At 63.6% G+C, this 24,374-nt stretch carries 16 protein-coding genes, 3 tRNA genes and 1 pseudogene; 4 read left to right on the top strand and 16 right to left on the bottom strand.

Annotation, left to right across the window (positions count from 1 at the left end):
• Positions 1–68 precede the first annotated feature (68 nt).
• Positions 69–3,668, bottom strand: coding sequence for a hydantoinase B/oxoprolinase family protein (locus RCH14_RS21655; protein WP_343028162.1), 3,600 nt, complete (start codon positions 3,666–3,668; stop codon positions 69–71).
• 109 nt (positions 3,669–3,777) lie between these two features.
• On the opposite strand from RCH14_RS21655, the gene RCH14_RS21650 reads away from it, so the two are divergent.
• Positions 3,778–5,298, top strand: coding sequence for an NAD(P)H-hydrate dehydratase (locus tag RCH14_RS21650; protein WP_343028161.1), 1,521 nt, complete (start codon positions 3,778–3,780; stop codon positions 5,296–5,298).
• Between the two features lie 8 nt (positions 5,299–5,306).
• On the opposite strand, the gene RCH14_RS21645 is transcribed toward RCH14_RS21650, so the two are convergent.
• Positions 5,307–5,984, bottom strand: coding sequence for an ABC transporter ATP-binding protein (locus RCH14_RS21645; RefSeq protein ID WP_343028216.1), 678 nt, complete (start codon positions 5,982–5,984; stop codon positions 5,307–5,309).
• A 49-nt stretch (positions 5,985–6,033) separates the two neighbouring features.
• On the opposite strand from RCH14_RS21645, the gene RCH14_RS21640 reads away from it, so the two are divergent.
• The gene (locus RCH14_RS21640) at positions 6,034–6,690 is read left to right on the top strand and encodes an arylesterase (protein WP_343028160.1); all 657 of its coding nucleotides are present in this window, start codon (positions 6,034–6,036) and stop codon (positions 6,688–6,690) included.
• Positions 6,687–7,748, top strand: a complete 1,062-nt coding sequence (mnmH, locus tag RCH14_RS21635; protein WP_343028159.1) for a tRNA 2-selenouridine(34) synthase MnmH — start codon at positions 6,687–6,689, stop codon at positions 7,746–7,748. The genes RCH14_RS21640 and mnmH overlap by 4 nt, the downstream gene beginning before the upstream one ends.
• Before the next feature lie 2 nt (positions 7,749–7,750).
• Here mnmH and RCH14_RS24065 read toward each other — a convergent pair whose 3' ends face one another.
• The 14 genes and pseudogenes from RCH14_RS24065 to RCH14_RS21570 all read right to left on the bottom strand — a co-directional run bounded on the left by RCH14_RS24065 (position 7,751) and on the right by RCH14_RS21570 (position 23,413).
• Positions 7,751–8,017 (bottom strand): fibronectin type III-like domain-contianing protein, encoded by a 267-nt coding sequence (locus tag RCH14_RS24065; protein WP_407070108.1) that lies wholly within the window; start codon positions 8,015–8,017, stop codon positions 7,751–7,753.
• Positions 8,018–8,127: 110 nt separating this feature from the next.
• Positions 8,128–9,372, bottom strand: a pseudogene (locus RCH14_RS21630) (glycoside hydrolase family 3 protein); the annotation flags it as partial.
• Complete coding sequence (locus RCH14_RS21625; protein ID WP_343028157.1) at positions 9,345–9,614, bottom strand: hypothetical protein; 270 nt, start codon at positions 9,612–9,614, stop codon at positions 9,345–9,347. The gene RCH14_RS21625 and the pseudogene RCH14_RS21630, both read right to left, overlap by 28 nt.
• Positions 9,615–9,809: 195 nt before the next feature.
• A complete protein-coding gene (locus tag RCH14_RS21620) occupies positions 9,810–11,729 on the bottom strand; it encodes a SurA N-terminal domain-containing protein (RefSeq protein ID WP_343028156.1) in 1,920 nt (639 codons plus the stop codon).
• A gap of 231 nt (positions 11,730–11,960) precedes the next feature.
• A tRNA-Asp gene (locus RCH14_RS21615) sits at positions 11,961–12,037 on the bottom strand.
• Between the two features lie 25 nt (positions 12,038–12,062).
• Positions 12,063–12,139 (bottom strand) — tRNA-Asp (locus RCH14_RS21610).
• 81 nt (positions 12,140–12,220) lie between these two features.
• Positions 12,221–12,493, bottom strand: a complete 273-nt coding sequence (locus tag RCH14_RS21605; protein WP_332532657.1) for an HU family DNA-binding protein — start codon at positions 12,491–12,493, stop codon at positions 12,221–12,223.
• 208 nt (positions 12,494–12,701) lie between these two features.
• Positions 12,702–15,116, bottom strand: coding sequence for an endopeptidase La (gene lon, locus RCH14_RS21600; protein WP_343028155.1), 2,415 nt, complete (start codon positions 15,114–15,116; stop codon positions 12,702–12,704).
• Positions 15,117–15,386: 270 nt separating this feature from the next.
• Complete coding sequence (clpX, locus tag RCH14_RS21595) at positions 15,387–16,655, bottom strand: ATP-dependent Clp protease ATP-binding subunit ClpX (RefSeq protein WP_343028154.1); 1,269 nt, start codon at positions 16,653–16,655, stop codon at positions 15,387–15,389.
• A 181-nt stretch (positions 16,656–16,836) separates the two neighbouring features.
• Positions 16,837–17,454 carry an ATP-dependent Clp endopeptidase proteolytic subunit ClpP gene (gene clpP / locus RCH14_RS21590; RefSeq protein ID WP_343028153.1) on the bottom strand — a complete coding sequence of 206 codons (618 nt, stop codon included), beginning with the start codon at positions 17,452–17,454 and terminating at the stop codon, positions 16,837–16,839.
• Positions 17,455–17,531: 77 nt separating this feature from the next.
• Positions 17,532–18,872: a trigger factor gene (gene tig, locus RCH14_RS21585; RefSeq protein WP_343028152.1), complete on the bottom strand. Its 1,341-nt coding sequence runs from the start codon at positions 18,870–18,872 to the stop codon at positions 17,532–17,534.
• 31 nt (positions 18,873–18,903) lie between these two features.
• Positions 18,904–18,990: transfer RNA gene (locus RCH14_RS21580), tRNA-Leu, on the bottom strand.
• 158 nt (positions 18,991–19,148) lie between these two features.
• Positions 19,149–22,247, bottom strand: a complete 3,099-nt coding sequence (locus tag RCH14_RS21575; RefSeq protein WP_343028151.1) for an efflux RND transporter permease subunit — start codon at positions 22,245–22,247, stop codon at positions 19,149–19,151.
• Positions 22,244–23,413: an efflux RND transporter periplasmic adaptor subunit gene (locus RCH14_RS21570; protein ID WP_407070105.1), complete on the bottom strand. Its 1,170-nt coding sequence runs from the start codon at positions 23,411–23,413 to the stop codon at positions 22,244–22,246. Before RCH14_RS21570 ends, RCH14_RS21575 begins: the two co-directional genes overlap by 4 nt.
• 119 nt (positions 23,414–23,532) lie before the next feature.
• Here RCH14_RS21570 and hpnC point away from each other — a divergent pair, with 119 nt between their 5' ends.
• Entirely contained in the window at positions 23,533–24,342 is an 810-nt protein-coding gene (gene hpnC / locus RCH14_RS21565) for a squalene synthase HpnC (protein ID WP_343028149.1), read from the top strand.
• The last annotated feature ends 32 nt before the right edge of the window (positions 24,343–24,374 follow it).

Genomic DNA, 24,374 nt, shown 5'->3' with positions numbered 1-24,374 from the left:
GTAGTGGTGAAAATCGATGCTGGTGCAGCATACAGGGCGCGCGGGGCCGCCACAATATGCTGCCCATGCTACGCCTTGCCGTAACCGCCGCCGCCCGGCGTCTCGATGACGAACACGTCCCCCGCGGCCATGTCGATCTTGCCGATATGCCCCAGTTGCTCGATGCGGCCGTCGGCGCGCTCGACGCTGTTTTTGCCGCGCGCTGCCTCGCCACCGCCGGCCATGCCGAACGGCGCATGAATCCGGTTGTTCGACAGGATCGCCGCCGTCATCGGCTCCAGGAAGCGCACCCGGCGCACGCCGCCGTTCCCGCCCTGCCAGCGCCCCGCCCCGCCCGAACCCGGTCGAATCTCGTAACGTTCGAGCCGCACCGGGAAGCGGAACTCGAGGATCTCGGGATCGGTCAGGCGCGAGTTGGTCATATTGGTCTGGACCACGTCGGTGCCGGCAAAACCTTCGCCCGCGCCGGAGCCGCCCGAGATGGTTTCGTAGTACTGGTAACGGTCATTGCCGAACGTGAAATTGTTCATCGTGCCCTGCGCCGCCGCCATCACGCCCAGCGCGCCATACAGCGCATTGGTGATGCAGGTCGAGGTCTCGACATTGCCCGACACGACCGACGCCGGATAATGCGGATTGAGCATCGAACCGGGCGGGATGATGACCTCCAGCGGCTTCAGGCACCCGGCATTGAGCGGAATGTCATCGTCGACCAGCGTGCGGAACACGTACAGCACGGCCGCCATGCACACGGCCGATGGTGCATTGAAGTTGTTTGGTAGCTGGCCGGACGTGCCGGTAAAGTCGATCTGCGCGCTGCGCGCCGCGGCGTTCACGCGGATCGCGACGTCGATGTGGGCGCCGTTGTCGAGCTGGTAGTGGAAGCTGCCGTCCTTGAGCGCCGAGATCACGCGCCGCACCGCTTCTTCGGCGTTGTCCTGCACGTGCCCCATGTAGGCGCGCACGACGTCCAGGCCAAAGTGCGCGACCATCTTGTGCAGCTCCTCGACGCCTTTCTGGTTCGCCGCCACCTGCGCGCGCAGGTCGGCCAGGTTCTGGTCGGGATTGCGCGCCGGGTAGCGCGCGCCCAGCAGCAATGCGCGCATCGCCTCTTCGCGCAGCACGCCATCCTGCCCGTCGATCAGCTTGACATTGTTGATCAGGACGCCCTCCTGCTCGATGTGGCTCGAGTCGGGCGGCATCGAGCCCGGCGTGGTGCCGCCGATGTCGGCGTGGTGGCCGCGCGAACCGACGTAGAACAGGATCTCGGCGCCCGCTTCGTCGAACACGGGCGAGATCACCGTCACATCGGGCAGGTGCGTGCCGCCGTTGTACGGGTCGTTCAGGATATACACGTCGCCGGCGTGCATGCAGCCCGCGTTCTCGCGCATCACGGTCTTGATGCTCTCGCCCATCGAGCCCAGGTGCACCGGCATGTGCGGCGCATTGGCCACCAGATTGCCGTCCTGGTCGAAGATCGCGCAGCTGAAGTCCAGGCGCTCCTTGATGTTGACCGAGTGAGCCGTGTTCTGAAGGCGCAGGCCCATCTGCTCGGCAATCGACATAAACAGGTTGTTGAAGATCTCGAGCATCACCGGGTCGGCCGTGGTGCCGATCGCGCGCCGTTCGGGCAGCGCTTCTACCCGCTGCAGCACCAGATGGTTGAAGGGCGTCACGCGCGCTTCCCAGCCCGGCTCGACGACCGTGGTCGCATTGTCTTCGGCGATGATCGCCGGGCCGCGCACCGCGTGCCCCGGCTGCAGCCCAGCGCGGGCGTAGACACCGGTGTCGTGCCAGTGGCCGGCGCTGTACATGCGCACGCTGTCCTGTGGAGCCGACTCTCCGACCGGCGGCGTCGTTGCCACCGGCGGCTCCGGCGGCGCATCGGACTGGCCGATGGCCTCGACCGACACTGCTTCGACGATCAGCGCGCGCGCCGGCATCAGGAACGAATAGCGGCGCTTATAGGCTTGCTCGAACTGCGCTGTCATCGCCGCCATGTCGCCCGCAAGCACGACCAGCGCCGAGTCGGTGCCTTCGTAGCGCAGGTGCACGCGTTCGACCAGCGTGATGCGCGCCGGCGCCACGCCCTGCGCCAGCAACTGCGCACGCGCGGCCTCGCCCAGCACGCCCAGACGCTCGGCCAGCGCCGGCAGCACGGCATCAAGCAGGCGCTCTTCGACTGCCTGCTCGCGCATCGCGCTCTGATCGGCCAGGCCCATGCCGTAGGCCGACAGCACGCCGGCCAGCGAGTGGATGAACACCGTCTGCATGCCCAGGGCGTCGGCCACGAGGCACGCGTGCTGGCCGCCGGCGCCGCCGAAACTCGTGAGCACGTACTCGGTCACGTCGTGGCCGCGCTGCACCGAGATCTGCTTGATCGCGTTGGCCATATTGCCAACCGCAATCGCGATGAAGCCTTCGGCCACCGCTTCCGGTGCAGGTCGCTCGCCCGTGGCAGCGCCGATCTCGCCGGCCAGCGCATCGAAACGCCGGCGCACGGCAGCGACGTCCAGCGCTTCGTTGCCGCCCGGGCCGAACAGGTGCGGGAAATAATCGGGCTGCACCTTGCCAAGCATGACGTTGCAGTCGGTGACAGCCAGCGGACCGCCGCGCCGGTAGCTGGCCGGGCCGGGATTGGCGCCGGCGCTGTCCGGGCCCACGCGATAGCGGCTGCCGTCAAAGTGAAGGATGGAGCCGCCGCCGGCGGCGACGGTGTGGATGCTCATCATCGGCGCGCGCATGCGCACGCCGGCAACCTGGGTTTCGAATACCCGTTCAAACTCGCCGGCGAAGTGCGACACGTCGGTGGAAGTGCCGCCCATATCGAACCCGATCACGCGCGCAAAGCCCGCCTGCCGGCTCGCACGCACCATGCCGACGATGCCGCCGGCGGGGCCGGACAGGATGCTGTCCTTGCCCTGAAACGCGCGCGCATCGGTCAGGCCGCCATTGGACTGCATGAACTGCAGGTTCACGCCGGGCAGTTCGTCGGCCACCTGGTCGACGTAGCGACGCAGGATCGGCGACAGGTAAGCGTCGACGACCGTCGTGTCGCCACGCGCGACGAGCTTCATCATCGGACTCACTTCGTGCGAGACCGACACCTGTGTGAAGCCGATCGCGCGCGCGATGCGGGCCACGGCCGCCTCGTGCGCCGTGTAGCGGTAACCGTGCATGAAGACGATCGCGAGCGAACGCAGGCCAGCATCGAACGCCCCTTGCAGGCTGGCGCGGGTGGCCGCTTCGTCGAGCGCCTGCACGACGTCGCCGTGCGCGCCGATCCGCTCGTCGATCTCGATCACCTGTGCATACAGCAGCTCGGGCAGCACGATGTGGCGGTCGAACAGGCGTGGCCGGTTCTGGTAGGCGATGCGCAGCGCGTCGCGGTAGCCGCGCGTGATGGCCAGCAGCGTCGGCTCGCCCTTGCGCTCGAGCAGCGCATTGGTGGCCACGGTCGTGCCCATCTTGACGGCCTCGATGCCGGCCGCCGGCAGTGGCGCGCCCACCGCGACGCCCAGCAAGTGACGGATGCCCGCAACCGCCGCGTCGCGGTACTGCTCGGGGTGCTCGGACAACAGCTTGTGCGTGACGAGTTGTCCATCCGGGCGGCGCCCCACGATGTCGGTGAATGTGCCGCCGCGGTCGATCCAGAACTGCCAATCCATACAAACTCCCTCTGCTGGCCAAATGATGGCAGCCATTGTAGTGCGGACGGCGCGCCAATGTTGGCGCGAATGCACGACAATGGTGGCATTCTCATTCACGCAAACGACCATGGCACATCCTCTCTATACCGTCGCGCAGCTGCGCGCCATCGAACATGCGGCCAGCAGCACGCTGGCACCGGGCACCTTGATGACCCGCGCGGGCAAGGCCGCCGCCGCCCATGCGCTCGAGCTACTGCGCGAATCCCTGGGCGACGCCCCGGACGCCATGCGCGGCGCGGCGGTACTGGTGCTGGCCGGCCCCGGCAACAATGGCGGCGATGCGCTGGAGGTGGCCGCCAACCTGGCCGAAGCGGGCGTCAATGCCACCGTGCTGCACTTGCCTGGCGACGGCAACGACGACGCGTCGAGCGAAACCGCCGCCGCCTACGAACGCGCACGTTCGGGCACGGTCGGCTGGCTCGACATGCTGCCACCCGATGGCCAGTGGGCGCTCGTCGTCGATGGGCTGTTCGGGATCGGCCTGACCCGCGCTCTCGCGGGCGAATACCGCGAGGTCGTCGCGGGTCTCGATGGCATGCGCTGCCCGATCCTGGCGCTCGACGTGCCGAGCGGTCTGGATGCCGACACGGGCGCCGTCATCGGCCCGGATGGCATCGCGGTGCGCGCCACGCACACGATCACGTTCATCGCCGACAAGCCGGGCCTGCATACGGCCGACGGGCGCGATCACGCAGGTGTCGTGCGCGTGGACACGCTTGGCGTGGATGCGGGCGCCAGGCCCGCGTCGGCAGGCATGAACGGACTGCCGGTGTTCGCGCACTGCTTCGCGGCGCGCTGCCAGAATTCGCACAAGGGCAGCTTCGGCGACGTTGCCGTCATCGGCGGCGCGCATGGCATGGCCGGTGCACCGGTGCTGGCCGCGCGCGGCGCGCTGTATGCCGGCGCTGGTCGCGTGTATGTCGCGGCCCTGAACACGCCGCCAGGCTACGACAGCAGCCAGCCCGAAATCATGTTCCGCGCCGCTGACGACCTGGATTTCTTTGGCCGCACGCTGGTGCTCGGGCCGGGCATGGGCGACTCGGTCGATGCGATCCGGCTGGTGGCCAAGGCGCTCGACAGCGACAGCCCGCTGGTGCTTGACGCCGACGCGTTGAACCTGGTCGGCGCCAGCTCCGACCTGCAGGCGCGCCTGGCGCGGCGCAGCGCGCCGGCCGTGCTCACGCCGCACCCGCTGGAAGCGGCGCGCATGCTGGGCTTGACGGTCTCGGTGGTGCAAGCCGATCGCCTGGCCAGCGCGCGCGAACTGGCGCAGCGCATGGATGCGGTCGTGATTCTGAAGGGATCGGGCACCGTGATTGCCGGGCCGGATGGCGCGGTGCTGATCAACCCGACCGGCAACGCGGGCCTGGCCACGGCAGGCAGTGGCGACGTGCTGGCTGGAATTTGCGGCGCGCTGCTCGCGCAAGGCTGGCCGGGCCGGGAAGCGGCAGCGGCGGCGGCCTGGCTGCATGGCGCAGCGGCCGACGCGCTGGTCGAAGATGGCGTGGGGCCAATAGGCATGACGGCCGGCGAGCTGCCGGCGGCCGTGCGCAAGGTGCTCAACGCGCAGGTGCGCGCTGCCGGTTGACGACCTGACTAGCCGACGATGCGACCGGCGGCGATCGTGATCGTGCGGCCGCAACGCGCGGCCATGCCCGGATCGTGCGTGACCAGCACCAGCGTCGAGCCGCGTTCGCGATTGAGTTCGAACATCAGCCCGATGATCGATTCGCCGGTGGCCGCGTCAAGGCTGCCGGTGGGCTCGTCGGCAAACAGCAGCGGTGGCTGCGTGACGAAGGCACGCGCCAGCGCGACACGCTGCTGCTCGCCGCCCGACAGAAACTTGGGATAGTGCTTCAGGCGGCTGCCCAGGCCAACCCGCCCCAGCATCTCGGCGGCCTTCTCACGGGCACCGGATTCGCCCCGCAATTCGAGCGGCAGCATCACGTTCTCGAGCGCGTTCAGGTGCGTGAGCAGCTGGAACGACTGGAACACAAAGCCCAGCTTGGCCTTGCGAAACGCGGCGCGGCCGTCTTCATCGAGCGCGAAGATGTCGGTGCCATCGAGGCGCACGGTGCCGGACGATGGCGTGTCCAGGCCCGCCAGCAGGCCAAGCAGCGTCGACTTGCCCGAGCCCGATGCGCCGACGAGCGCGAGCGTCTCTGCCGGTTGCACGGTAAAATCAATCTCTTGCAGGATGGTCAGCTCGCCGCTGGCGTCAGCGACCTTCTTCGACAAGCCGCTGACCTGAATCGCGGGCGGCCGGCTTGTCATTACATCGACGTCAGTGACGTCATTTTTGAATGCCTCGGGATGATCACGCATGCTTGCTTTTCTTAAGAACGCAGTTCTCGGTAAATTAATTGTCGGCGCTGCGCTGGGGTTGAGTCTGTCCCTGGCGGCGACGGCGAACGCTTATTCTGCACCAAAAACCGTACTCGTGGTGGGCGACAGCCTGTCAGCCGAATATGGCATCGCGCGCGGCGCCGGCTGGGTGGCGCTGCTCGAACAAAAAATGAAGGTCGAAAAAATCGACGCGAAGGTCGTCAACGCCAGTATCAGCGGCGACACCACCAGCGGCGGGCGTGCGCGTTTGCCCGCTCTGCTGGGCCAGCACAAGCCGGACCTGGTCGTCATCGAACTGGGCGCCAACGACGGCCTGCGCGGCTTGCCCGTGCCATCGGCCGAAGCGAATCTGCGCGCGATGATCGCCGCAGCGCAGGCCCAGAAAGCGCGTGTGCTGCTGGTGGGCATGCGCATGCCACCCAACTACGGGCGCGCCTACACCGAGCGCTTTTTCGGCATGTTCAAGACCGTGGCAACGTCGACCAAGTCGCCGCTGGTGCCGTTCATGCTAGAGGGCGTGGCCGACAAGCCGGCCCTGTTCCAGCAGGACCGCCTGCATCCGACCGCGCAGGCGCATCCGATCATCCTGAACAATATCTGGCCGACGTTTGAAAAAATGGTGAAACAACCATGAAGTACCCGGAAGTCGCAGGGTTCGACGCCCTGCTCCCGCGCCTCGGTGAATTCGACGCCATCATCGACGTGCGCAGCGAGGCTGAATTCGCACTCGACCACATCCCCGGCGCGATCAACTGCCCGGTGCTGAACAACGACGAACGCATCCTCGTCGGCACGCTCTACAAGCAGACCAGCGCATTCGACGCCAAGAAGGTCGGCGCGCCGATCATCGCGCGCAATATCGCGCACCACATCGACACGCTGTTCCACGACAAGCCGCGCGACTGGCGCCCGCTCGTCTACTGCTGGCGCGGCGGCAACCGCAGCGGCGCCATGGCGCTGATCATGGCGCGCATCGGCTGGCCGGTGGCGCAGCTCGAAGGGGGCTACAAGAATTACCGCGCGTGGGTCAGCGCGGCGCTGGCCGAACCGCCCGCGGTCGATTTCCGCGTCGTCTGCGGCCCTACGGGCAGCGGCAAGAGCCGCCTGCTCGAAACACTCGACGGCATCGGCGCGCAGGTGCTCGACCTGGAGCAGCTTGCTGCGCACCGGGGCTCGGTGCTGGGCCACTTGCCGAATGAACCACAGCCGAGCCAAAAGATGTTCGAGACGCAGGTGCTGGCCAAGCTGCGCAGCTTCGACCTGACCCGCCCCGTGTTCGTCGAGGCCGAGAGCAAGAAGGTGGGCAATCTGCGCGTGCCCGACGCCGTGATGGTGCGCATGCGCGCTGCGCCCTGCATCGACCTGCAACTGGCGCGCCCCGAGCGCGTGCGCCTGCTGATGGAAGACTACCGGCACTTCTGCGCCGATCCGTCGGTGCTGGCCGATCAGCTGGTGCACCTGACGCTGGTGCACGGCCGCGCGAAGATCGCCGACTGGCAGGCGATGGCGCAAGGCGGCGCGCTGCCCGCGCTGGTCGACGAACTGCTGGTGCAGCACTACGATCCGGCCTACCTGCGCTCGATCGACCGCAACTTCGTCCAGTACCCGCAGGCGCAGGTGGTGGAACTGGCCGATATCACCGCCGGCGATTTTCTGGCTGCGGCGCAGCGCCTGCACGACGCGCCGGTCTGAGGCTAGGGCGCGATGCGGCGGACCGTGTCGATTGCGACATCCTGCCGGAGTGTGTCGTCACCGGCATGCTGCGCCGCCCATACACGGTAGACGCCGGGTTCGATGACGAAACCCGGCCGAGCGCCGTCCACCAGGCAGCGCGCAAGGATGCGCGGTTCGAGGTCGATCTCGACGCTGCCCCGTTCTGCGGGGGCCAGCGTCGTTTTGGTGAAGCCGGCCAGGCGCTTGACGAAGCCGTCGACGCCAAGTTTGGCAACATAGATCCGCACCACGAGCGCCCCGTGCGCGTGCCGGCGTTGGTCACCTCAACGCTCGCCGTGTAACGCCCATTGACACTGAGCTGCAACCCGGTCAGTTCAAGCGTCGTGTACGACAAGCCGAACCCGAACGGGAACAGCGGCTCGTGGCCCTCGCGCGCGAACCAGCGGTAACCGACGTCAGAGCCTTCGATATCGTAGTCCAGCGGGATGATGCCGCCCTTGCGCGGCGTGGCCGGGTTGGACGCTGTGGTTTCCGGATCGATCTGCCCGGGGCGCGGCAATTGCGCCTCGCTGGCCGGGAACGTGACCGGCAAGCGGCCCGACGGATTGACACGCCCGAGCAGCACGCCAGCGACGGCATCGAGGCCTTCTGAGCGCCACTCCTGCGCGAACACGATCACCGCATCGGCCTTGCGCGCGGCGTCCAGTACCTGCTTTCGATCGGTGCCGTCGACGAACACCACTTCGCGTGCACCGCTTTCTTCTTCAATCGCAGTGACGAGCGACGACGGCTGGACGACTTTGGCCACGTCCATCCCCATGATGCTGGTGCCGGACAGTTGCAGGCTGCCGATCGGCGTCACGGCGGATGAACCGCCGCCACACAGCACGCCATGGTCAGCGAGCTCGCCGACGATCAGCAGCCTGGCCAGGCGTTGCGGGAGCGGCAGCGTGGCGTCCCGATTGGTGAGCAGCACGATGCGTTCTTCGGCCTGGCGCTGCGCGATCAGCTTGTGATGGCTGAAGTCGATCGGCTGCATGCGGTCCTCAGTCGGCTGTGCGCCGAGTGCGCCGACGTCGATCAGGCTCGTCAGGATACGGGGCACCATATCGTCGATGCGCGAGTGCGGCACCTGGCCGTCGCGCACCGCATCGCGCAGCGCCTGGCCGAAGTAGTGCGCGTCGTCGAGATTGGCGCCCGATTGCACGTCCAGCCCGGCCAGAACTCCCTTGACGGTCGAATGCGTGGCGCCCCAGTCCGACATCACCCAGCCGGGGTAGCCCCATTCGTCCTCGAGTAGTTGCTGCAGCAGGAAGGCGTTTTCTGACGCGTAATGGCCATTGATCAGGTTATAGCCGGGCATGACGGCGCCGGGTTTGCGAATCTCGATCGCGATCTGGAACGCCAGCAGGTCGGATTCGCGCAGCGCCGCTTCGGCCAGGTTCGCGCTGACCATCACGCGCCCGGTTTCCTGGCCGTTGGCGACGAAATGCTTGACGGTCGAGACCACGCCCTGCGCCTGGATGCCAGCGACCGAGTGGCCGGCCATTATGCCGGTGAGCAGCGGGTCTTCGCTGAGGTATTCGACATTACGTCCGCCGCGCGGTTCGCGGATCAGGTTGGCGCCACCTGCGAGCTGCACATTGAAGCCCTTGGCCCTGGGCTCGCGTCCGACCAGGGCCCCGCTGTCGTAGGCCAGCCAGGATAGAACGCGGCCGAGCCGATGGCGCCCTGCGCTTTGAGCTCGTCCGCCAGAGGAATCGCCATCGGCCCGGAAAGCCAGGCAAATTTTTCGTCCTCGGTCATGCGCGCAACCAGGTCCTGGGCGCGCAGGCGGATCGTGGTGGCAGTCGTGGCAGTGGTGGCAGTGGTGGCAATGGTCATAGGAACGGTCCCTTCATCGTTGGCAGCAGCCGGTACTGTCAGTGTCCCAGATGGCACGTACCGGGTCGGTTAAGCACATCGCTGAAGTCGGGAACGAACGGCGCAAACGACTAGCGCAAACGAACGGCGGACGCAAAAAAGCCCGGCTGCTTTCGCGGCCGGGCTTTTCCCGATCAGGCAACGCTAACGGGCGGCTTACTGCGCGTCGGTATTCGTGCCAAGTTGCGACGGCGTGGCCGTCACCTTGGCCTTGGCCTTGACCTTCAGCGCCTCGACATAGTCAACCATCTGCTGCTGGCCCAGCATGCTGCCGATCTGGTCAGCTTCCTGCTTGCGGCGCGCTGCATCGAGCTGCGCTGGCTGCGAGACCTTGCCGATGCGGTAGACAGCGTAACCCTGGCCCGGCACCTCGACACCGACGTAAGCCGGCAGCTTGGTGGCGTCAGCCTTGAGCACGGCGATGGCGCCTGCCTGGTTGATCGTCGGCTGCTTGGTACGCGAGACCACGACTGGAGCGCCGAAACCGGTCGCATCGTTGGTCGCCTTGGCCGCGGCCAGCTTGGCTTCGCCTGCCTGGCGTGCCAGACGCACCCCTTCCTCGATCGTCACGCGCTGACGAATCTGCGCCTCGACCTCGGCCAGCGGACGCTTGGTAGCCGGGCGCAGTTCGACGACGCGACCCGCCACCAGCACGCTTGGCGCCACTTCCACCGCTTCGGTATTGCGCTTGTTCTTCAGTGCGTCGTTACCGAACAGGGCAGTCAGGAACTTGGCGTTGTTAAACGGTGCATCACCCAGTGCCGGGTTTGGCGTACGCGTCAGGTTGTCGACGGTCTGAATCTGCAGCTTGAGCTTGTCAGCCACCGGCTTCAGGCTGTCGGACTGGTCATACGCCGTCTCGCTGAACACGCCAGCCAGTTCAGTGTACTTGGCGGCCATCTTCTGCTTCTTGAGGTCGCCTGCAATCTGGTCACGCGCCGTGTCCAGCGACTTTTGCGTCGCTGGCTTGATCGAGTTAAGCTTGATGATGTGCCAGCCGAATTCCGACTGCACCAGGCCGCTCGTCTCGCCCTCTTTCAACGCATAGATCGAATCTTCGACCGATTTGACGAACAGGCCCTTCTCGACCACGCCCAGGTCGCCGCCAGCCTGGGCCGAGCCCGGGTCTTGCGAATTGGCCTTGGCAATGGCGCCAAAATTGGCCGGGGCAGCGCGCACCTGGGTCAGCAACGCTTCCGCTTTTGTTTTTGCTGCCGCCTGATCGGCTGGATTGGCATCCTTGGCCACCGTGATCAGGATGTGGCTGGCGCTGCGCGCCTCAGGCGTCGTGTAGTTCTTGAGGTTCTTGTTGTAGAAGTCGCTGATCTCGGCATCGGACACCTGCACCTGGCCCTCGACCGTGGCGGCGTTGAAGACGACGTATTCTGCCTTGACCTGTTCCGGGATCTGGAACAGCGGTGCATTCTTGTCGTAATACGCCTTCACCATCGCGTCGGTAACTTTGACCTGCGGCAGATAGGTCGCGATCGGGAACACGATCTCCTGCACTTCACGTTCCTGATCGTTGATGCTCGACAGGCGCGTTGCGACGCTGCGCGGTGCAAATGCGGTGGCCTGGATCGAGCCCGTCAACTGCTGCACGGTGAGGTCGCGGCGCAGGCGCTGGTCGAACATCGCCGGCGTCATGCCTTGCGCTGCCAGAGCGGCCTTGTAGCCTTCCATGTCGAAGCCACCGTCCGGCTGGCGGAACTGCTGGATCTCCATGATGGTCTTTTGCAGCGTTGCATCGCTGACGTTCATGTGCGAGCGGGCGATCTCGGTGCCGATGGCGCGTTCGCCGACCAGATTGTTGAGGATCGTTGTCTTCGCTTCAGCCGTTTCGAACATTTTCTGGTCGAACTGGGCGCCCATCATCTGGCGTGCCTGGTCGATCTGACGACGCTGCGCATCTTCCCATTCCTGACGAGAGATCTTTTCACCACCAACGGTGGCGACGTGGGTCCCTGCGTCGTTACTCTGGTAACTCTCCATCCCGACAAACACAAACGATGGGACGATCAAAAGAAGCAGGATCCCGTACATCCAACGCTTGTTGTTCCGAATAAATTCAAACATGGTCAGCCATTCAAGGTTGAGAATGCAATAACAGCACAAGTTAAAAAAAAAGGCGAACTCGCGTTCGCCTCTTGTGGCGGAGCTACCCAAAAGGGCACTCCATACTACTCGAATTCTGGCGGAGCGGACGGGACTCGCCTACATGCTGCAGGCCGCTGATTTCCCTACAGGGAAATCCCTTCTCGTCCAAGCCATGCTCCCCGCAGGCGGAGCATTCTTGCTTCTATATTCTGGCGGAGCGGACGGGACTCGAACCCGCGACCCCCGGCGTGACAGGCCGGTATTCTAACCAACTGAACTACCGCTCCAGACATACTGTCTGTGCGTTTTTTGTGGCGGAGCGGACGGGGCTCGAACCCGCGACCCCCGGCGTGACAGGCCGGTATTCTAACCAACTGAACTACCGCTCCAGCAAAAAACACACCAACGAACATCAGGGACTACACAACACCCCCTGCTGCTTTCCTTCGCTTGTCACCGCGAAGAAGGCATTAGTTTACAGCATCTTTCAGCGCTTTACCAGCCTTAAATTTCGGGACGCGTGCTGCCTTGATTTTGATAGGCTCCTTGGTACGCGGATCGCGGCCGGTACGCGCTGCGCGCTCGCCGACCGTGAAGGTGCCAAAGCCGACCAGGGTGACGCTGTCGTTCTTTTTCAGGGTCTCGGTTACGGCGTCGATCACGGCGTCGAGGGCGCGCGCTGCCGATGCCTTGGTAATATCCGCGGACTTCGCGATTTCTTCGATCAGTTCTGTCTTGTTCACTCGTTCCCTCGTTTCCCGTTCGTGACGCACGCGCGCCGCTGCTGCAAAAGTGCAGGCCGTATTAAACAAGGGCAACATGGCGCTGTCAAGCGAGGCAGCTTCAACGCAGGTTCATCTGTGGCATATGGCGCGCCAACATGACGACGCAAAAAAAACAGGCGCCACACGGGCGCCTGTTTCAGAAAGCTGCAAGCTGCTCGATACTGATTTAGTGCTTGACCACTTCAGGTTTGGCTTCCGCCGGCGCTGGCGCAACGGCCACCGCAGGATCTTCCACCAAGGGCTGCGGCTGGCGTTCCAGTGCGATCTCCAGCACTTTCTCGATCCAGCGCACCGGCACGATCTCAAGCTTGTTCTTGACGTTGTCCGGAATCTCGGCCAGGTCCTTCACGTTCTGCTCGGGGATCAGGACCGTCTTGATGCCACCGCGATGCGCTGCCAGCAGCTTTTCTTTCAGGCCGCCGATCGGCAGCACTTCACCGCGCAGCGTGATCTCGCCCGTCATCGCCACATCGGCGCGCACCGGGATACCGGTGAAAGCCGACACCAGCGCCGTCGTCATGCCGATACCGGCCGATGGACCATCCTTCGGCGTCGCGCCTTCTGGCACGTGGATGTGGATATCGGCCTTCTCGAACGCCTCGTTCTTGATACCGAGACGTGCGGCGCGGCTGCGCACCACGGTGCGTGCAGCTTCAATCGATTCCTTCATCACGTCGCCCAGCGTACCGGTGCGGATGATGGCGCCCTTGCCCGGGACGTTGACGGCTTCGATCGTCAGCAGATCGCCACCGACTTCGGTCCAGGCCAGACCGACCACCTGGCCGACCTGGTTGTCTTTCTCGGCCACGCCAAAGTCATAGCGGCGCACGCCCAGGAACTTGTCCAGGTTCTTGCCGTTGACGATCACGCGCTTGTCGGCACCGGCGCCGGGCTTTTTCAGCAGCAACATCTTGACGACCTTGCGGCAGATCTTCGAGACTTCGCGCTCGAGCGAACGCACGCCGGCTTCGCGGGTGTAGTAACGGATGATGTCGCGGATCGCGGTCTCTTCGACCTTGATTTCCTCTTCCTTCAAGCCGTTGTTCTTCAACTGCTTCGGCAACAGGTAGCGCATGGCGATGCTGGTCTTTTCGTCCTCGGTGTAACCCGACAGGCGAATGACTTCCATACGGTCCAGCAGCGCCGGCGGGATGTTGTACGAGTTCGAGGTCGCCACGAACATCACATCCGACAAGTCAAAATCGACTTCGAGATAGTGATCCGAGAACGTGTGATTCTGTTCAGGGTCCAGCACCTCAAGCAGCGCCGAGGAAGGATCGCCACGGAAATCGGCGCCCATCTTGTCGATCTCATCGAGCAGGAACAGCGGATTGCGCACGCCGACTTTCGCCAGCGATTGCAACACCTTGCCCGGCATCGAACCGATGTACGTGCGGCGGTGGCCGCGGATCTCGGCCTCGTCACGCACGCCACCCAGCGCCATACGCACGAACTTGCGGTTCGTGGCGCGGGCGATGGATTGGCCAAGCGACGTCTTGCCGACGCCCGGAGGACCCACGAAGCACAGGATCGGCGCTTTCAGCTTGTCAACGCGCTGTTGCACTGCGAGGTATTCCAGGATGCGTTCCTTGATCTTGTCCAGACCGTAGTGGTCTTGCTCGAGCACCGCTTCGGCACTGGCCAGATCAATGGCAACCTTGGACTTCTTGCGCCATGGGAGCGACACCAGGGTGTCGATGTAGTTGCGCACGACGGTCGCTTCGGCTGACATCGGCGACATCAGCTTGAGCTTGCGAATTTCGGCCTGGGCTTTTTCCATGGCTTCTTTCGGCATTTTGGCAGCGACGACTTTCTTCTCGAGTTCCTCGATGTCGGCACCTTCTTCGCCCTCGCCCAGCTCTTTCTGAATCGCCTTGACCTGTTCGTTCAGGTAGTACTCGCGCTGCGACTTTTCCATCTGGCGCTTGACGCGGCCACGGATGCGCTTCTCGACCTGCAGAATGTCCAGCTCGCCTTCCAGCTGGCCGAGCAGGTGCTCGAGGCGCTTGGCGACGTTGAAGATTTCCAGGATCACTTGCTTTTGCTCGAGCTTGAGCGGCAGGTGCGCAGCGACGGTATCGGCTAGGCGGCCTGCGTCATCGATGCCAGCGAGCGAGGCCAGGATTTCCGGCGGAATCTTCTTGTTGAGTTTGACGTACTGGTCGAACTGCTGCACGATCGCGCGGCGCATCGCCTCGACCTCGGAGTCGTCGCCGACTTCGGATTCGACAGGCGTCAGTTGCGCCGTGAAGTGGGTCGGACCGTCGTTGATCGTGTCAATGCGCGCGCGCTGCGAACCCTCGACCAGGACCTTGACGGTGCCATCGGGGAGTTTCAGCATTTGCAGAATATTGGCAACGCAGCCGATCTCGTAGATGTCTGCGGCGGATGGTTCGTCCTTGGCGGCGGCCTTCTGGGCGGCCAGCATGATGCTCTTGCCCTGCTCCATCGCGGCTTCCAGGGCCTTGATCGATTTAGGGCGGCCAACGAACAGAGGTATCACCATATGCGGGAACACAACCACATCGCGCAACGGCAGAAGTGGCAGCGTCGTTTGCTCGGTTAATTTCGAAGTTGTCATGGCATACCTTATAAAAAGCGTGTTCTGAACTTGGGCACTGGACAGTCAAAACACAAGACCGTCCGGTAAAAATATATTCTGTAAGTAAACGAAATCTTACTTGTCAGAGCATATAGCCGTTCCAATAAAAGCCGGTTATCAAATTAAAAAAGCCACCACGCGGCGAACCGCGAGTGGCTTTTCGAATGAAGCCGAAATCTCTTATTGAGATTGATTGTACCGAGTTAAGTCCGTGCGGCAAGCAATTTGTCGCTTGCGCACAGGCTTTTTTCAGTTTTCTCCCGATGCTTTTGCCGTTTCGCTGTAAATGAGCAAAGGTTTCGCGCCATTTGTGATCGTATTTTCATCGATCACGACTTTCACGACATTCGTCTGGCCTGGCAATTCATACATGACGTCGAGCAGCGCATGTTCGAGAATCGAACGCAAGCCACGCGCACCGGTTTTACGTGCCAGTGCTTTCTTGGCAATCGCATGCAGCGCAGCTGGACGAATCTCCAGTTCGGCGCCTTCCATTTCCAGCAATTTTGAATATTGCTTGATCAACGCATTCTTCGGTTCAATCAGAATCTGGATCAGCGCTTCTTCGGTCAGCTCGGACAATGCAGCCACCACCGGCAGACGACCCACCAGTTCAGGAATCAGGCCGAACTTGATCAGGTCTTCGGGTTCGGCTTCGAGCAGGATCTCGGCGTTGTAGCCGGAATCGAGGCTCTTGACCGTGGCACCGAAGCCGATGCCGCTCTTGACGGAGCGGTTCTGGATCACTTTGGCCAGGCCGTCGAATGCGCCGCCGCAGATAAACATGATGTTGGTCGTGTCGATCTGGACGAAGTCCTGGTTCGGGTGCTTGCGCCCGCCCTGCGGCGGTACCGAGGCCATCGTGCCTTCGATCAGCTTGAGCAGCGCCTGCTGTACGCCCTCGCCCGACACATCACGGGTGATCGACGGGTTGTCGGACTTGCGCGAGATTTTATCGATCTCGTCGATGTAGACGATGCCGCGCTGGGCTTTCTCGACTTCGTAGTTGCAGCTCTGCAGCAGCTTCTGGATGATGTTCTCGACGTCTTCACCGACGTAGCCGGCTTCGGTCAGCGTGGTCGCATCGGCGATCACGAATGGCACATTGAGCATGCGTGCCAGCGTCTGGGCGAGCAGCGTCTTGCCCGAGCCGGTGGGACCGACCAGCAGGATATTGCTCTTGGCCAGTTCGACTTCGTCTTTCTTGCCAAGGTGCTTGAGGCGCTTGTAGTGGTTGTACACCGCCACCGACAGGATGCGCTTGGCCGTTTGCTGACCGATGACATACTGGTCGAGCAGCTCGGTGATTTCAAGGGGCGTCGGCAGGTCGGACTTGGTGCCCGTGACCGTTTCGACGTTCGAGGTTTCATCACGGATGATGTCGTTGCACAGGTCGATACATTCATCGCAGATGAACACCGACGGTCCTGCGATCAGCTTCTTGACTTCGTGCTGGCTCTTTCCACAGAACGAGCAGTACAACAGTTTTTCGCCGCTGGAGGATTTTTTCTCTGACATGGGGGCAGGACTCTATTGAATTGCTATGAATATAACGCTTAACCGGAAACGCAACAAGAGCGAATCCAAGGGCGCAACTGGCGCGCATGCGAACATGCTACCCGAAATAAAAAACAAACGCCCGAACGTGTTCGCGTCCGGGCGTTTTTTCCAACATCACGCTGGATGCTCGGGCAATTTCTTAGGCGCGGTGGGTCAGTACCTTGTCGATCAGCCCATACTCCACCGACTCGTCGGCCGACATGAAGCGGTCACGGTCGGTGTCGCGGTGGATCTGCTCGATGCTCTGGCCGGTGTTATCCGACATGATGCGTGCCAGACGTTCGCGCAGGTACAGGATTTCCTTGGCCTGGATTTCGATATCCGAGGCCATGCCCTGCGAACCGCCCGATGGCTGGTGAATCATGACGCGCGAGTTCGGCAGCGAGAACCGCTTGCCCTTGGCGCCGGCCGCCAGCAGGAAGGCGCCCATCGAGGCCGCCAGACCCGTGCACAGCGTCGAGACGTCGGGCTTGATGAAGTTCATCGTGTCGAGAATCGCGAGGCCGGCCGAGACCGAGCCGCCTGGCGAGTTGATGTAGAGCGAGATATCCTTGTCAGGATTTTCGCTTTCCAGGAACAGCATCTGGGCGACGATCAGGTTGGCCATCTGGTCGTTGACGGGACCAACCAGGAAAATTACGCGTTCTTTCAAGAGGCGCGAGTAAATGTCGTAGGCGCGTTCGCCGCGACCGCTTTGCTCGACGACCATCGGCACCAAGCCGAGTGCCTGTGTATCCAGTGCTGGATTGTGCATCATACCTGTCTCGTTCCTTGTTAGGGGTTGGTCAAATGGGCCATTGAAAAAAGCCGGCCTCGAGGGCCGGCCTGCTTTTCTTAAGCCTGTGGGACGCTGCCCATCAGTTCATCGAAAGCGACGGTCTTGTTCGAGACCTTGGCCTTGCCAAGTACGTAGTTGACGACGTTTTCTTCCAATACAAGGGCTTCGACTTCACCGAGACGACGACGATCGCTGAAGTAGTACTTCAGGACTTCTTTCGGGTCTTCGTAGCTTTGCGAGAAATCTTCGATCTGGGCTTTCACCTGATCTTGCGTAGCTTGCAGGTTGTTGTCAGCGACCAATTGCGACAGGATCAGACCCAGGCGCACGCGGCGCTCGGCCTTGTCCTTGAACATCTCGGACGGGAATGGCAGCTTGGCCACGTCCATGCCGCGCTGTGCCATGTCCTGGCGGGTCATTTCGGCCAGACGCTCCGAATCCTGCTCGACCATCACGGTCGGCACGTCCAGTTCGGTTGCCTTGACCAGTGCATCCATCACGGCTTCCTTGTTGCGGGCCTTGACGCGGGCGCGCACTTCGCGCTCCAGGTTCACCTTGATGTCTTCGCGCATTTTCTCGATCGAGCCGTCTTCGATTCCCAGCGACTGGGCGAATTCGGTGTCGACGGCAGGCATGTGCGCCCACTCGAGTGCGTTCAACGTGATGGTGAACTCGGCAGTTTTGCCGGCCACGTCCTTGCCATGGTAGTCCTCCGGGAACGCCAATGGGAAGGTCTTGGCTTCGCCGACTTTCAGGCCGATCGTTGCGGCTTCGAACTCAGGCAGCATGCGGCCTTCGCCCAGCACGAAGGCATAGCCTTCGGCCTTGCCGCCGTCAAATTCGACGCCGTCGAGCGTACCGACGAAGTCGACGGTGACGCGGTCGCCATCGGCTGCGACTGGTTCGCCGCCGGTGCCGTGTTCGCCTTCTTCGCCCTTGGTGTGGTAGTGCACACGCTGCTTGCGCAGGATGTCGATGGTCTTGTCGATTTCGGTGTCGGAGACTTCGGTCACGACGGTTTCGACTTCAACCGCTGCCAGGTCGCCAATGACGACTTCAGGATAGACTTCGAAGGTGGCGTTGAATTCGAGGACGCCTTCAGGGGCGTCGTCTTTTGGCTCGATTTTCGGGAAACCGGCAACGCGCAGTTCGTTGGCGACAGCGGCTTCGTTGAATGCGCGGCCAACTTTGTCGTTCAGCACGTCCGATTCGATCTGATAGCCGTACTGGGCAGCGACCATCTTGAGCGGTACCTTGCCCGGACGGAAGCCAGGCGCCTTGGCGCTCTTGGCCTGCTGTTTCAGGCGCTTCTCGACTTCAGTGCGGACGTCAGCGACCGGAAAAGAGATCGTCAGGCGACGTTCGAGTTTACCCAGGGTTTCGACTGCAGTTGCCATTGTAAAAATCGTCCAAAAAAATAATTATTCGTGGTGCGAGGAGGGGGACTCGAACCCCCACACCATTGCTGGCGTCAGGACCTAAACCTGGTGCGTCTACCAATTTCGCCATCCTCGCTCAGGATTGCAATATCGCCTCAAAAACAAAGGGCGCCCGACAGTAGAACCCGGCCGCCCTGCACTCCATTGTTTAGGGGCTACAACTTCAATCGATTATTTTACTGGAATTTCTGACACTATTGGGCATCATTTTTTCCAGTGCGGGGATGAATGCCATCATTCACTGCCCGCCCCTGCCGGCTTCTTCACGCGGAACCACGCCGCATACAAGGCGGGCAGGAATAATAGCGTCAATGCCGTTGCCACCATCAGGCCACCCATGATGGCGACCGCCATCGGCCCCCAGAACGTCGAGCGCGACAACGGGATCATCGCCAGCGCCGCCGCGGCGGCCGTCAGCAGGATCGGCCGGCAGCGGCGCACGGCCGCTTCGATGATCGCATCCCACGGATGGCTGCCGCTGGCGATGTCCTGCTCGATCTGGTCGACCAGGATCACCGAGTTACGGATGATCATGCCGAACAGCGCGATCACGCCGAGATTCGCGACGAAGCCGAACGGCCGGTCGAGGATCAGCAGCGCCATCGCGGCGCCCGCCACGCCCAGCGGGCCGGTCAGGAACACCAGCAGCGAGCGCGAGAAGCTGTGCAGCTGGAGCATCAGTAACGCAAACACGATGAACAGCACCAGCGGCACATTGGCGGCAATCGACGCTTCGGCATCCGCGCTGTCGGCAGCGGCGCCTTCGATCATCAGGCGGTAGCCGGCCGGCAGTGACGCGCGCAGCGCGCTCAGTTGCTTGTCGACTTGCGCTGTGACAGTCGGCCCCTGGATGCCATCGACCACGTCGGCCTGGACCATGATCGCCCACTCGCGGCCCTCGCGCCAGACGACGCCCGGCTCCCAGACGAAGCGCACACGCGCTACCTGGCCGATCGTCACGGCCTGCCCGCCGGCCGTGGGCACCAGCGTTTCGGACAGGCGCGTGATGGTCGAGCGCTCTTCCAACGGCTGGCGCACGACCATGTCGATCAGCCGGTTCGATTCGCGCAACTGGCCGACTGTGGTACCCGTGAGCGCCGTGTTGACCGCGCGCCGCACCGCCTGCGACGTCACGCCCAGCGCGCGCAGCTTGTCCTGATCCAGGTCGAGGCGCAGCACCTTGATCGATTCATTCCAGTTATCGTTCACGCCCAGCGTGCTCGGATTGGCCAGCACCGTGGCCCGGACCTGGTCGGCGATCGTACGCACGGTGCCAATGTCCGGCCCCAGCACCTGGAACTGCACCGGGTACGGCACTGGCGGGCCGTTGGCCAGCAGCCTGACGCGCCCGCGCACTTCAGGGAAATCGTGCTTGAAGATGTCGACGATCTTCAGGCGCAGCGCGTCGCGCGCCTTGGTATCGACCGGCAGCACCACCACCTGCGAGACGTTCGACTGCGGGAAGATCTGGTCCAGCGGCAGATAGAAGCGCGGGCTGCCGGTGCCGACATAGCTCGTCACGCTGCGCACGCCCTGCTGTTTGGCCAGAAACGCCTCGAAGCGCTTGACGCTCGCCTCGTTGGCGGCGAAGCTCGTGCCTTCGGGTGACCATAGTTCGACCATCAACTCGGGCCGGCTCGAATCCGGGAAGAACTGCTTCTCGATGAACGTGAAGCCGAGGATGCCCAATGCGAACACGCCGAGCGTCAGCGCGATGGTGGTCTTGCGCCACTCGACGCACCAGGTCACGATGCGCCGGAAGCGCCGGTAGGCCGGGGAGTCGAACACCTCGTGGCCGCTGTCGCCATGCGCATGCGGCTTGACCTTGAGCAGCATGAAGCCGATGTAGGGCGTGAACATCACCGCCACCACCCACGAGATCAGCAGCGCCAGCCCATTGACCGAGAACATCGAGAACGTGTACTCGCCAGCGGCCGATTCGGCCAGGCCGATCGGCAGGAAGCCCGCCGCCGTGATCAGGGTCCCGGTCAGCATCGGCATCGCCGTCGACGTGTAGGCAAAGGTGGCAGCCTCGAAGCGCGACATGCCCTCTTCCATTTTGCGCACCATCATTTCGACGGCGATGATGGCATCGTCCACCAGCAGGCCGAGCGCAATGATCAGCGCGCCCAGCGAAATCTTGTGCAGCGAGATGTCGAGCATGCGCATGGCCAGGAACGTGATGGCCAGCACCAGCGGGATGGACAGCGCCACCACCAGGCCCGGGTAGATATCGATGCGCCACTTCGGCTTGGTATGCAGGCCCAGTGCCAGGAACGACACGACCAGCACGATCACGACCGCCTCGATCAGCACCTTGATGAATTCGCCAACCGACTCCTTGACCGCCTGCGGCTGGTCGGCCACCCGTTCGAGCTCGATCCCGACCGGCAGCTGCGCGCGGATGCGGGCCACCGTATCGGTCAGCCCCTTGCCCATCGTGATGATGTTGCCGCCCTTTTCCATCGACACGCCCAGGCCGATCACTTCCTTGCCGTTAAAGCGCATCTTGTCGGCCGGCGGGTCCTGGTAACCGCGCTTGACGGTGGCAAAATCGCCCAGGCGGAACGTGGTGCCGCCGGCGCGCAGTTGCAGTGCTTCGATCTGGTCCAGCGTACCGAGCGCGCCCGTCACGCGCACTGACAAGTTGTCGGTGGGCGTGACCAGCACACCGCTGGCCTCGACCGCGTTCTGCGTGGCGATCTGGTTCACGATCTGCTCGAACGGCACCCCGAGCTGGGCAAACTTCTTGCTGGAGAACTCGATATACACTTTCTCGTTCTGCACGCCCAACTGCTCGACCTTGGCCACCAGCGGCACGCGCAGCAGTTGCTGGCGCACGAAGTCGGCGTAGTCGCGCATTTCGCCGTAGGTAAAGCCGTCGCCCGACAACGCGAAGATCGACCCGTAGGTGTCGCCGAATTCGTCGTTGAAGAATGGCCCGATCACGCCCTGCGGCAGCGTGGCCGTGATATCGCCGATTTTCTTGCGCACCTGGTACCACGTCGCGCTGGTTTCTTTTGGCGGCGTCGATTCACGCAGCTCGAGCAGGATGGTGGTTTCGCCCGGCTTGGAAAAGCTGCGGATGCTCTTGACGTAGGGTGTCTCCTGCAGCTTGCGCTCGAGCGGATCGGTGACCTGCTCGGCCATCTGCAGCGCCGTGGCACCCGGCCACACGGCGCGCACGACCATCGCGCGGAAGGTAAATGGCGGGTCTTCGTCCTGACCGAGTTCGAAGTAGCTCAGGATGCCAAACAGCAGACACGCCGCGATCAGAAAGCGCGTGAGCGGGATGTGTTCCAGCGCCCAGCGCGACAGGTTGAAGCCTTTCATTGCGCGGCCCCGCCCTTGGCGGTCATGGCCGCTTCGGCGTCAGCCCGGCGCGCGATGTCGGCGGTGAGGATGCGCACCTTCTGGCCTGGCTTGAGCAGGTTCACGCCGGCCGTGACCACGTTTTGCCCGGCGCGCACGGCGCCCGTGACCAGCACGTCGTTGTCGACCTGGCCGGCCACCTGCACCGGCACGAGCTTGACGGCGCCGTTCTCGACGATCCAGACGCTGCTCGCACCCTTGTTGTTCACCAGCGCGGTCAACGGCACGCGCAAGCCGCCAGTCGACGCCGCGCCCGTTGCCAGCTCCACGGTCGCGCTCATTCCCAGGCGCGCGTCGGCGCGCTCGGGCAGCGCGACTTTCACGGTGTAGGTGCGGGTCGCCGCATCGGCCATTGGCGCGATTTCGCGGATCTTGCCGGGGATGGCCTGGCCTGCATCGGCCCACAGGCGCACGACGACGTCGGCCGACTGGCGCAGCGCCGCTACCTTGTTCTCGGGGATGCCGATGACGACTTCCTTTTCGGCGGTGCGGGCCACGCGCACCACGGGCGTGCCGGCCTCGACGACCCGCCCCACTTCGGCCTCGATCGCCGTGACGACACCATCGACGTCGGCAACGAGCGTCGTGTAATCGGCCAGGTTCGACTGGCCGCGCAAGCCGGCGCGCGCCGCTTCGACATTCGCCTCGGCCGCCTTGAGCGCGCTTTGCTTGGCGTCGAGCACAGCCTGGCTGACAAAATTCTGGGACCGCAGATTGACGTGCCGCTTGTAGTCGGCGGCGGCCAGTTCGCGCTCGGTGTCGGCGGCGCGCAGCGTGGCACGCGCCTGCGTTTCGGCCAGCTTGATGTCTTGCGGGTCGAGCCGCATCAGCACCGTGCCGCGCTTGACGGCCGCGCCCACGTCCACCTTGCGCTCGATGATCTTGCCGCCCACCCGAAAGCCCAGCTGTGACTCGTAGCGCGGCCGCACATCGCCCGAAAATTGCGACCGCTCGGCGCCCGCATCCGCCACCAGCTGAATCACCCGCACCGGGCGGATATCTTCAAGCGGGGGCGCCGGCTTCGTGCACGCGGACAGCGCGCCAGCGGCGCAGAAGGCGAGCACGGCCGCCCGCAAGATGGGGGAAGAAAATCGGACAGACACGGTGGGAATCCTTTGACGTGACATGCGGCGTCTCGCGCCGAAGCTGGCTGCGCGTCGCATGCTGCGTTGGCGCCAGTTTGTAATTCAGCAATTATAATCATGCAAATCGACAATGTGACGACTTTAGCGTCTTCCCTCTAAACATGGCCGTCAATCACTACGAGAACTTTCCTGTTGCGTCGATCCTGCTGCCGCGCCGTCTGGTGCCGGCAGTCGAGGCGATCTACGCCTTTGCGCGCAGTGCCGACGACCTGGCCGACGAAGGCGACGCCGCGCCCGGTGAACGGCTGGCGGCGCTGCAAACCTATGACGCGCAGTTGGACCTCATCGCGGCCGGCGGCGTTCCCGACGCGCCAATGTTCGCGCGGCTGGCCGGCGTCGTGGCGCAGTACCGGCTGTCGGTCGAACCGATGCGCGACCTGCTGTCGGCCTTTCGGCAGGATGTCGTCACGCCGCGCTACCAGGCCTACGCCAGCCTGCTCGATTATTGCCGCCGCTCGGCGAACCCGGTCGGGCGCCTGATGCTGGCCCTGTACGAGGCCGACGACGCGGTCAACCTGCGCGATTCGGATGCGATCTGCAGCGCGCTGCAACTGATTAACTTCATCCAGGACGTCGGGATCGACTTGACCAAGGGCCGCATTTACCTGCCGCTGGAAGACCTGGCGCGCTTCCAGGTCAGCGAAACTGCCCTGAAGGCCGGCATCGTCGATGCGCCATTCCAGGCCCTGATGCGCTTTGAGGTCGAGCGCGCCCGCGCGCTGATGCTGTCCGGCGCGCCACTGGCCCGGCGCCTGCCGGGACGCATCGGCTGGGAGCTGCGCATGATCGTCCAGGGCGGTCTGCGCATCCTCGACCGGATCGAACGCGCCGGTTACGATGTGTTCAGGCACCGCCCGACGCTGGCCACGCCGGACTGGGTCGCCGTAGGCTGGGGCGCAGTGCGCATGTAAAAGTCACGGCGACCATGGCCGGCGTTGCCCTC

Origin of the sequence: Massilia sp. MP_M2, from assembly GCF_039123635.1 — a bacterium.
In the GTDB taxonomy this organism is placed as follows: Bacteria; Pseudomonadota; Gammaproteobacteria; order Burkholderiales; family Burkholderiaceae_D; genus Telluria.
This window is presented reverse-complemented; position numbering and strand designations above follow the sequence as displayed.

Bases quoted from the DNA above. Each gene is read 5' to 3' on its own strand.
- RCH14_RS21650 (WP_343028161.1), top strand. From the start codon at position 3,778: ATGGCACATCCTCTCTATACCGTCGCGCAGCTGCGCGCCATCGAACAT.
- mnmH (WP_343028159.1), top strand. From the start codon at position 6,687: ATGAAGTACCCGGAAGTCGCAGGGTTCGACGCCCTGCTCCCGCGCCTC.
- RCH14_RS21575 (WP_343028151.1), bottom strand. From the start codon at position 22,247: ATGAAAGGCTTCAACCTGTCGCGCTGGGCGCTGGAACACATCCCGCTC.
- tig (WP_343028152.1), bottom strand. From the start codon at position 18,872: ATGGCAACTGCAGTCGAAACCCTGGGTAAACTCGAACGTCGCCTGACG.
- RCH14_RS21645 (WP_343028216.1), bottom strand. From the start codon at position 5,984: ATGACAAGCCGGCCGCCCGCGATTCAGGTCAGCGGCTTGTCGAAGAAG.
- RCH14_RS21620 (WP_343028156.1), bottom strand. From the start codon at position 11,729: ATGTTTGAATTTATTCGGAACAACAAGCGTTGGATGTACGGGATCCTG.
- RCH14_RS21570 (WP_407070105.1), bottom strand. From the start codon at position 23,413: ATGTCACGTCAAAGGATTCCCACCGTGTCTGTCCGATTTTCTTCCCCC.
- RCH14_RS21625 (WP_343028157.1), bottom strand. From the start codon at position 9,614: ATGACCATTGCCACCACTGCCACCACTGCCACGACTGCCACCACGATC.
- clpX (WP_343028154.1), bottom strand. From the start codon at position 16,655: ATGTCAGAGAAAAAATCCTCCAGCGGCGAAAAACTGTTGTACTGCTCG.
- clpP (WP_343028153.1), bottom strand. From the start codon at position 17,454: ATGATGCACAATCCAGCACTGGATACACAGGCACTCGGCTTGGTGCCG.
- hpnC (WP_343028149.1), top strand. From the start codon at position 23,533: ATGGCCGTCAATCACTACGAGAACTTTCCTGTTGCGTCGATCCTGCTG.
- lon (WP_343028155.1), bottom strand. From the start codon at position 15,116: ATGACAACTTCGAAATTAACCGAGCAAACGACGCTGCCACTTCTGCCG.
- RCH14_RS21640 (WP_343028160.1), top strand. From the start codon at position 6,034: ATGCTTGCTTTTCTTAAGAACGCAGTTCTCGGTAAATTAATTGTCGGC.
- RCH14_RS21655 (WP_343028162.1), bottom strand. From the start codon at position 3,668: ATGGATTGGCAGTTCTGGATCGACCGCGGCGGCACATTCACCGACATC.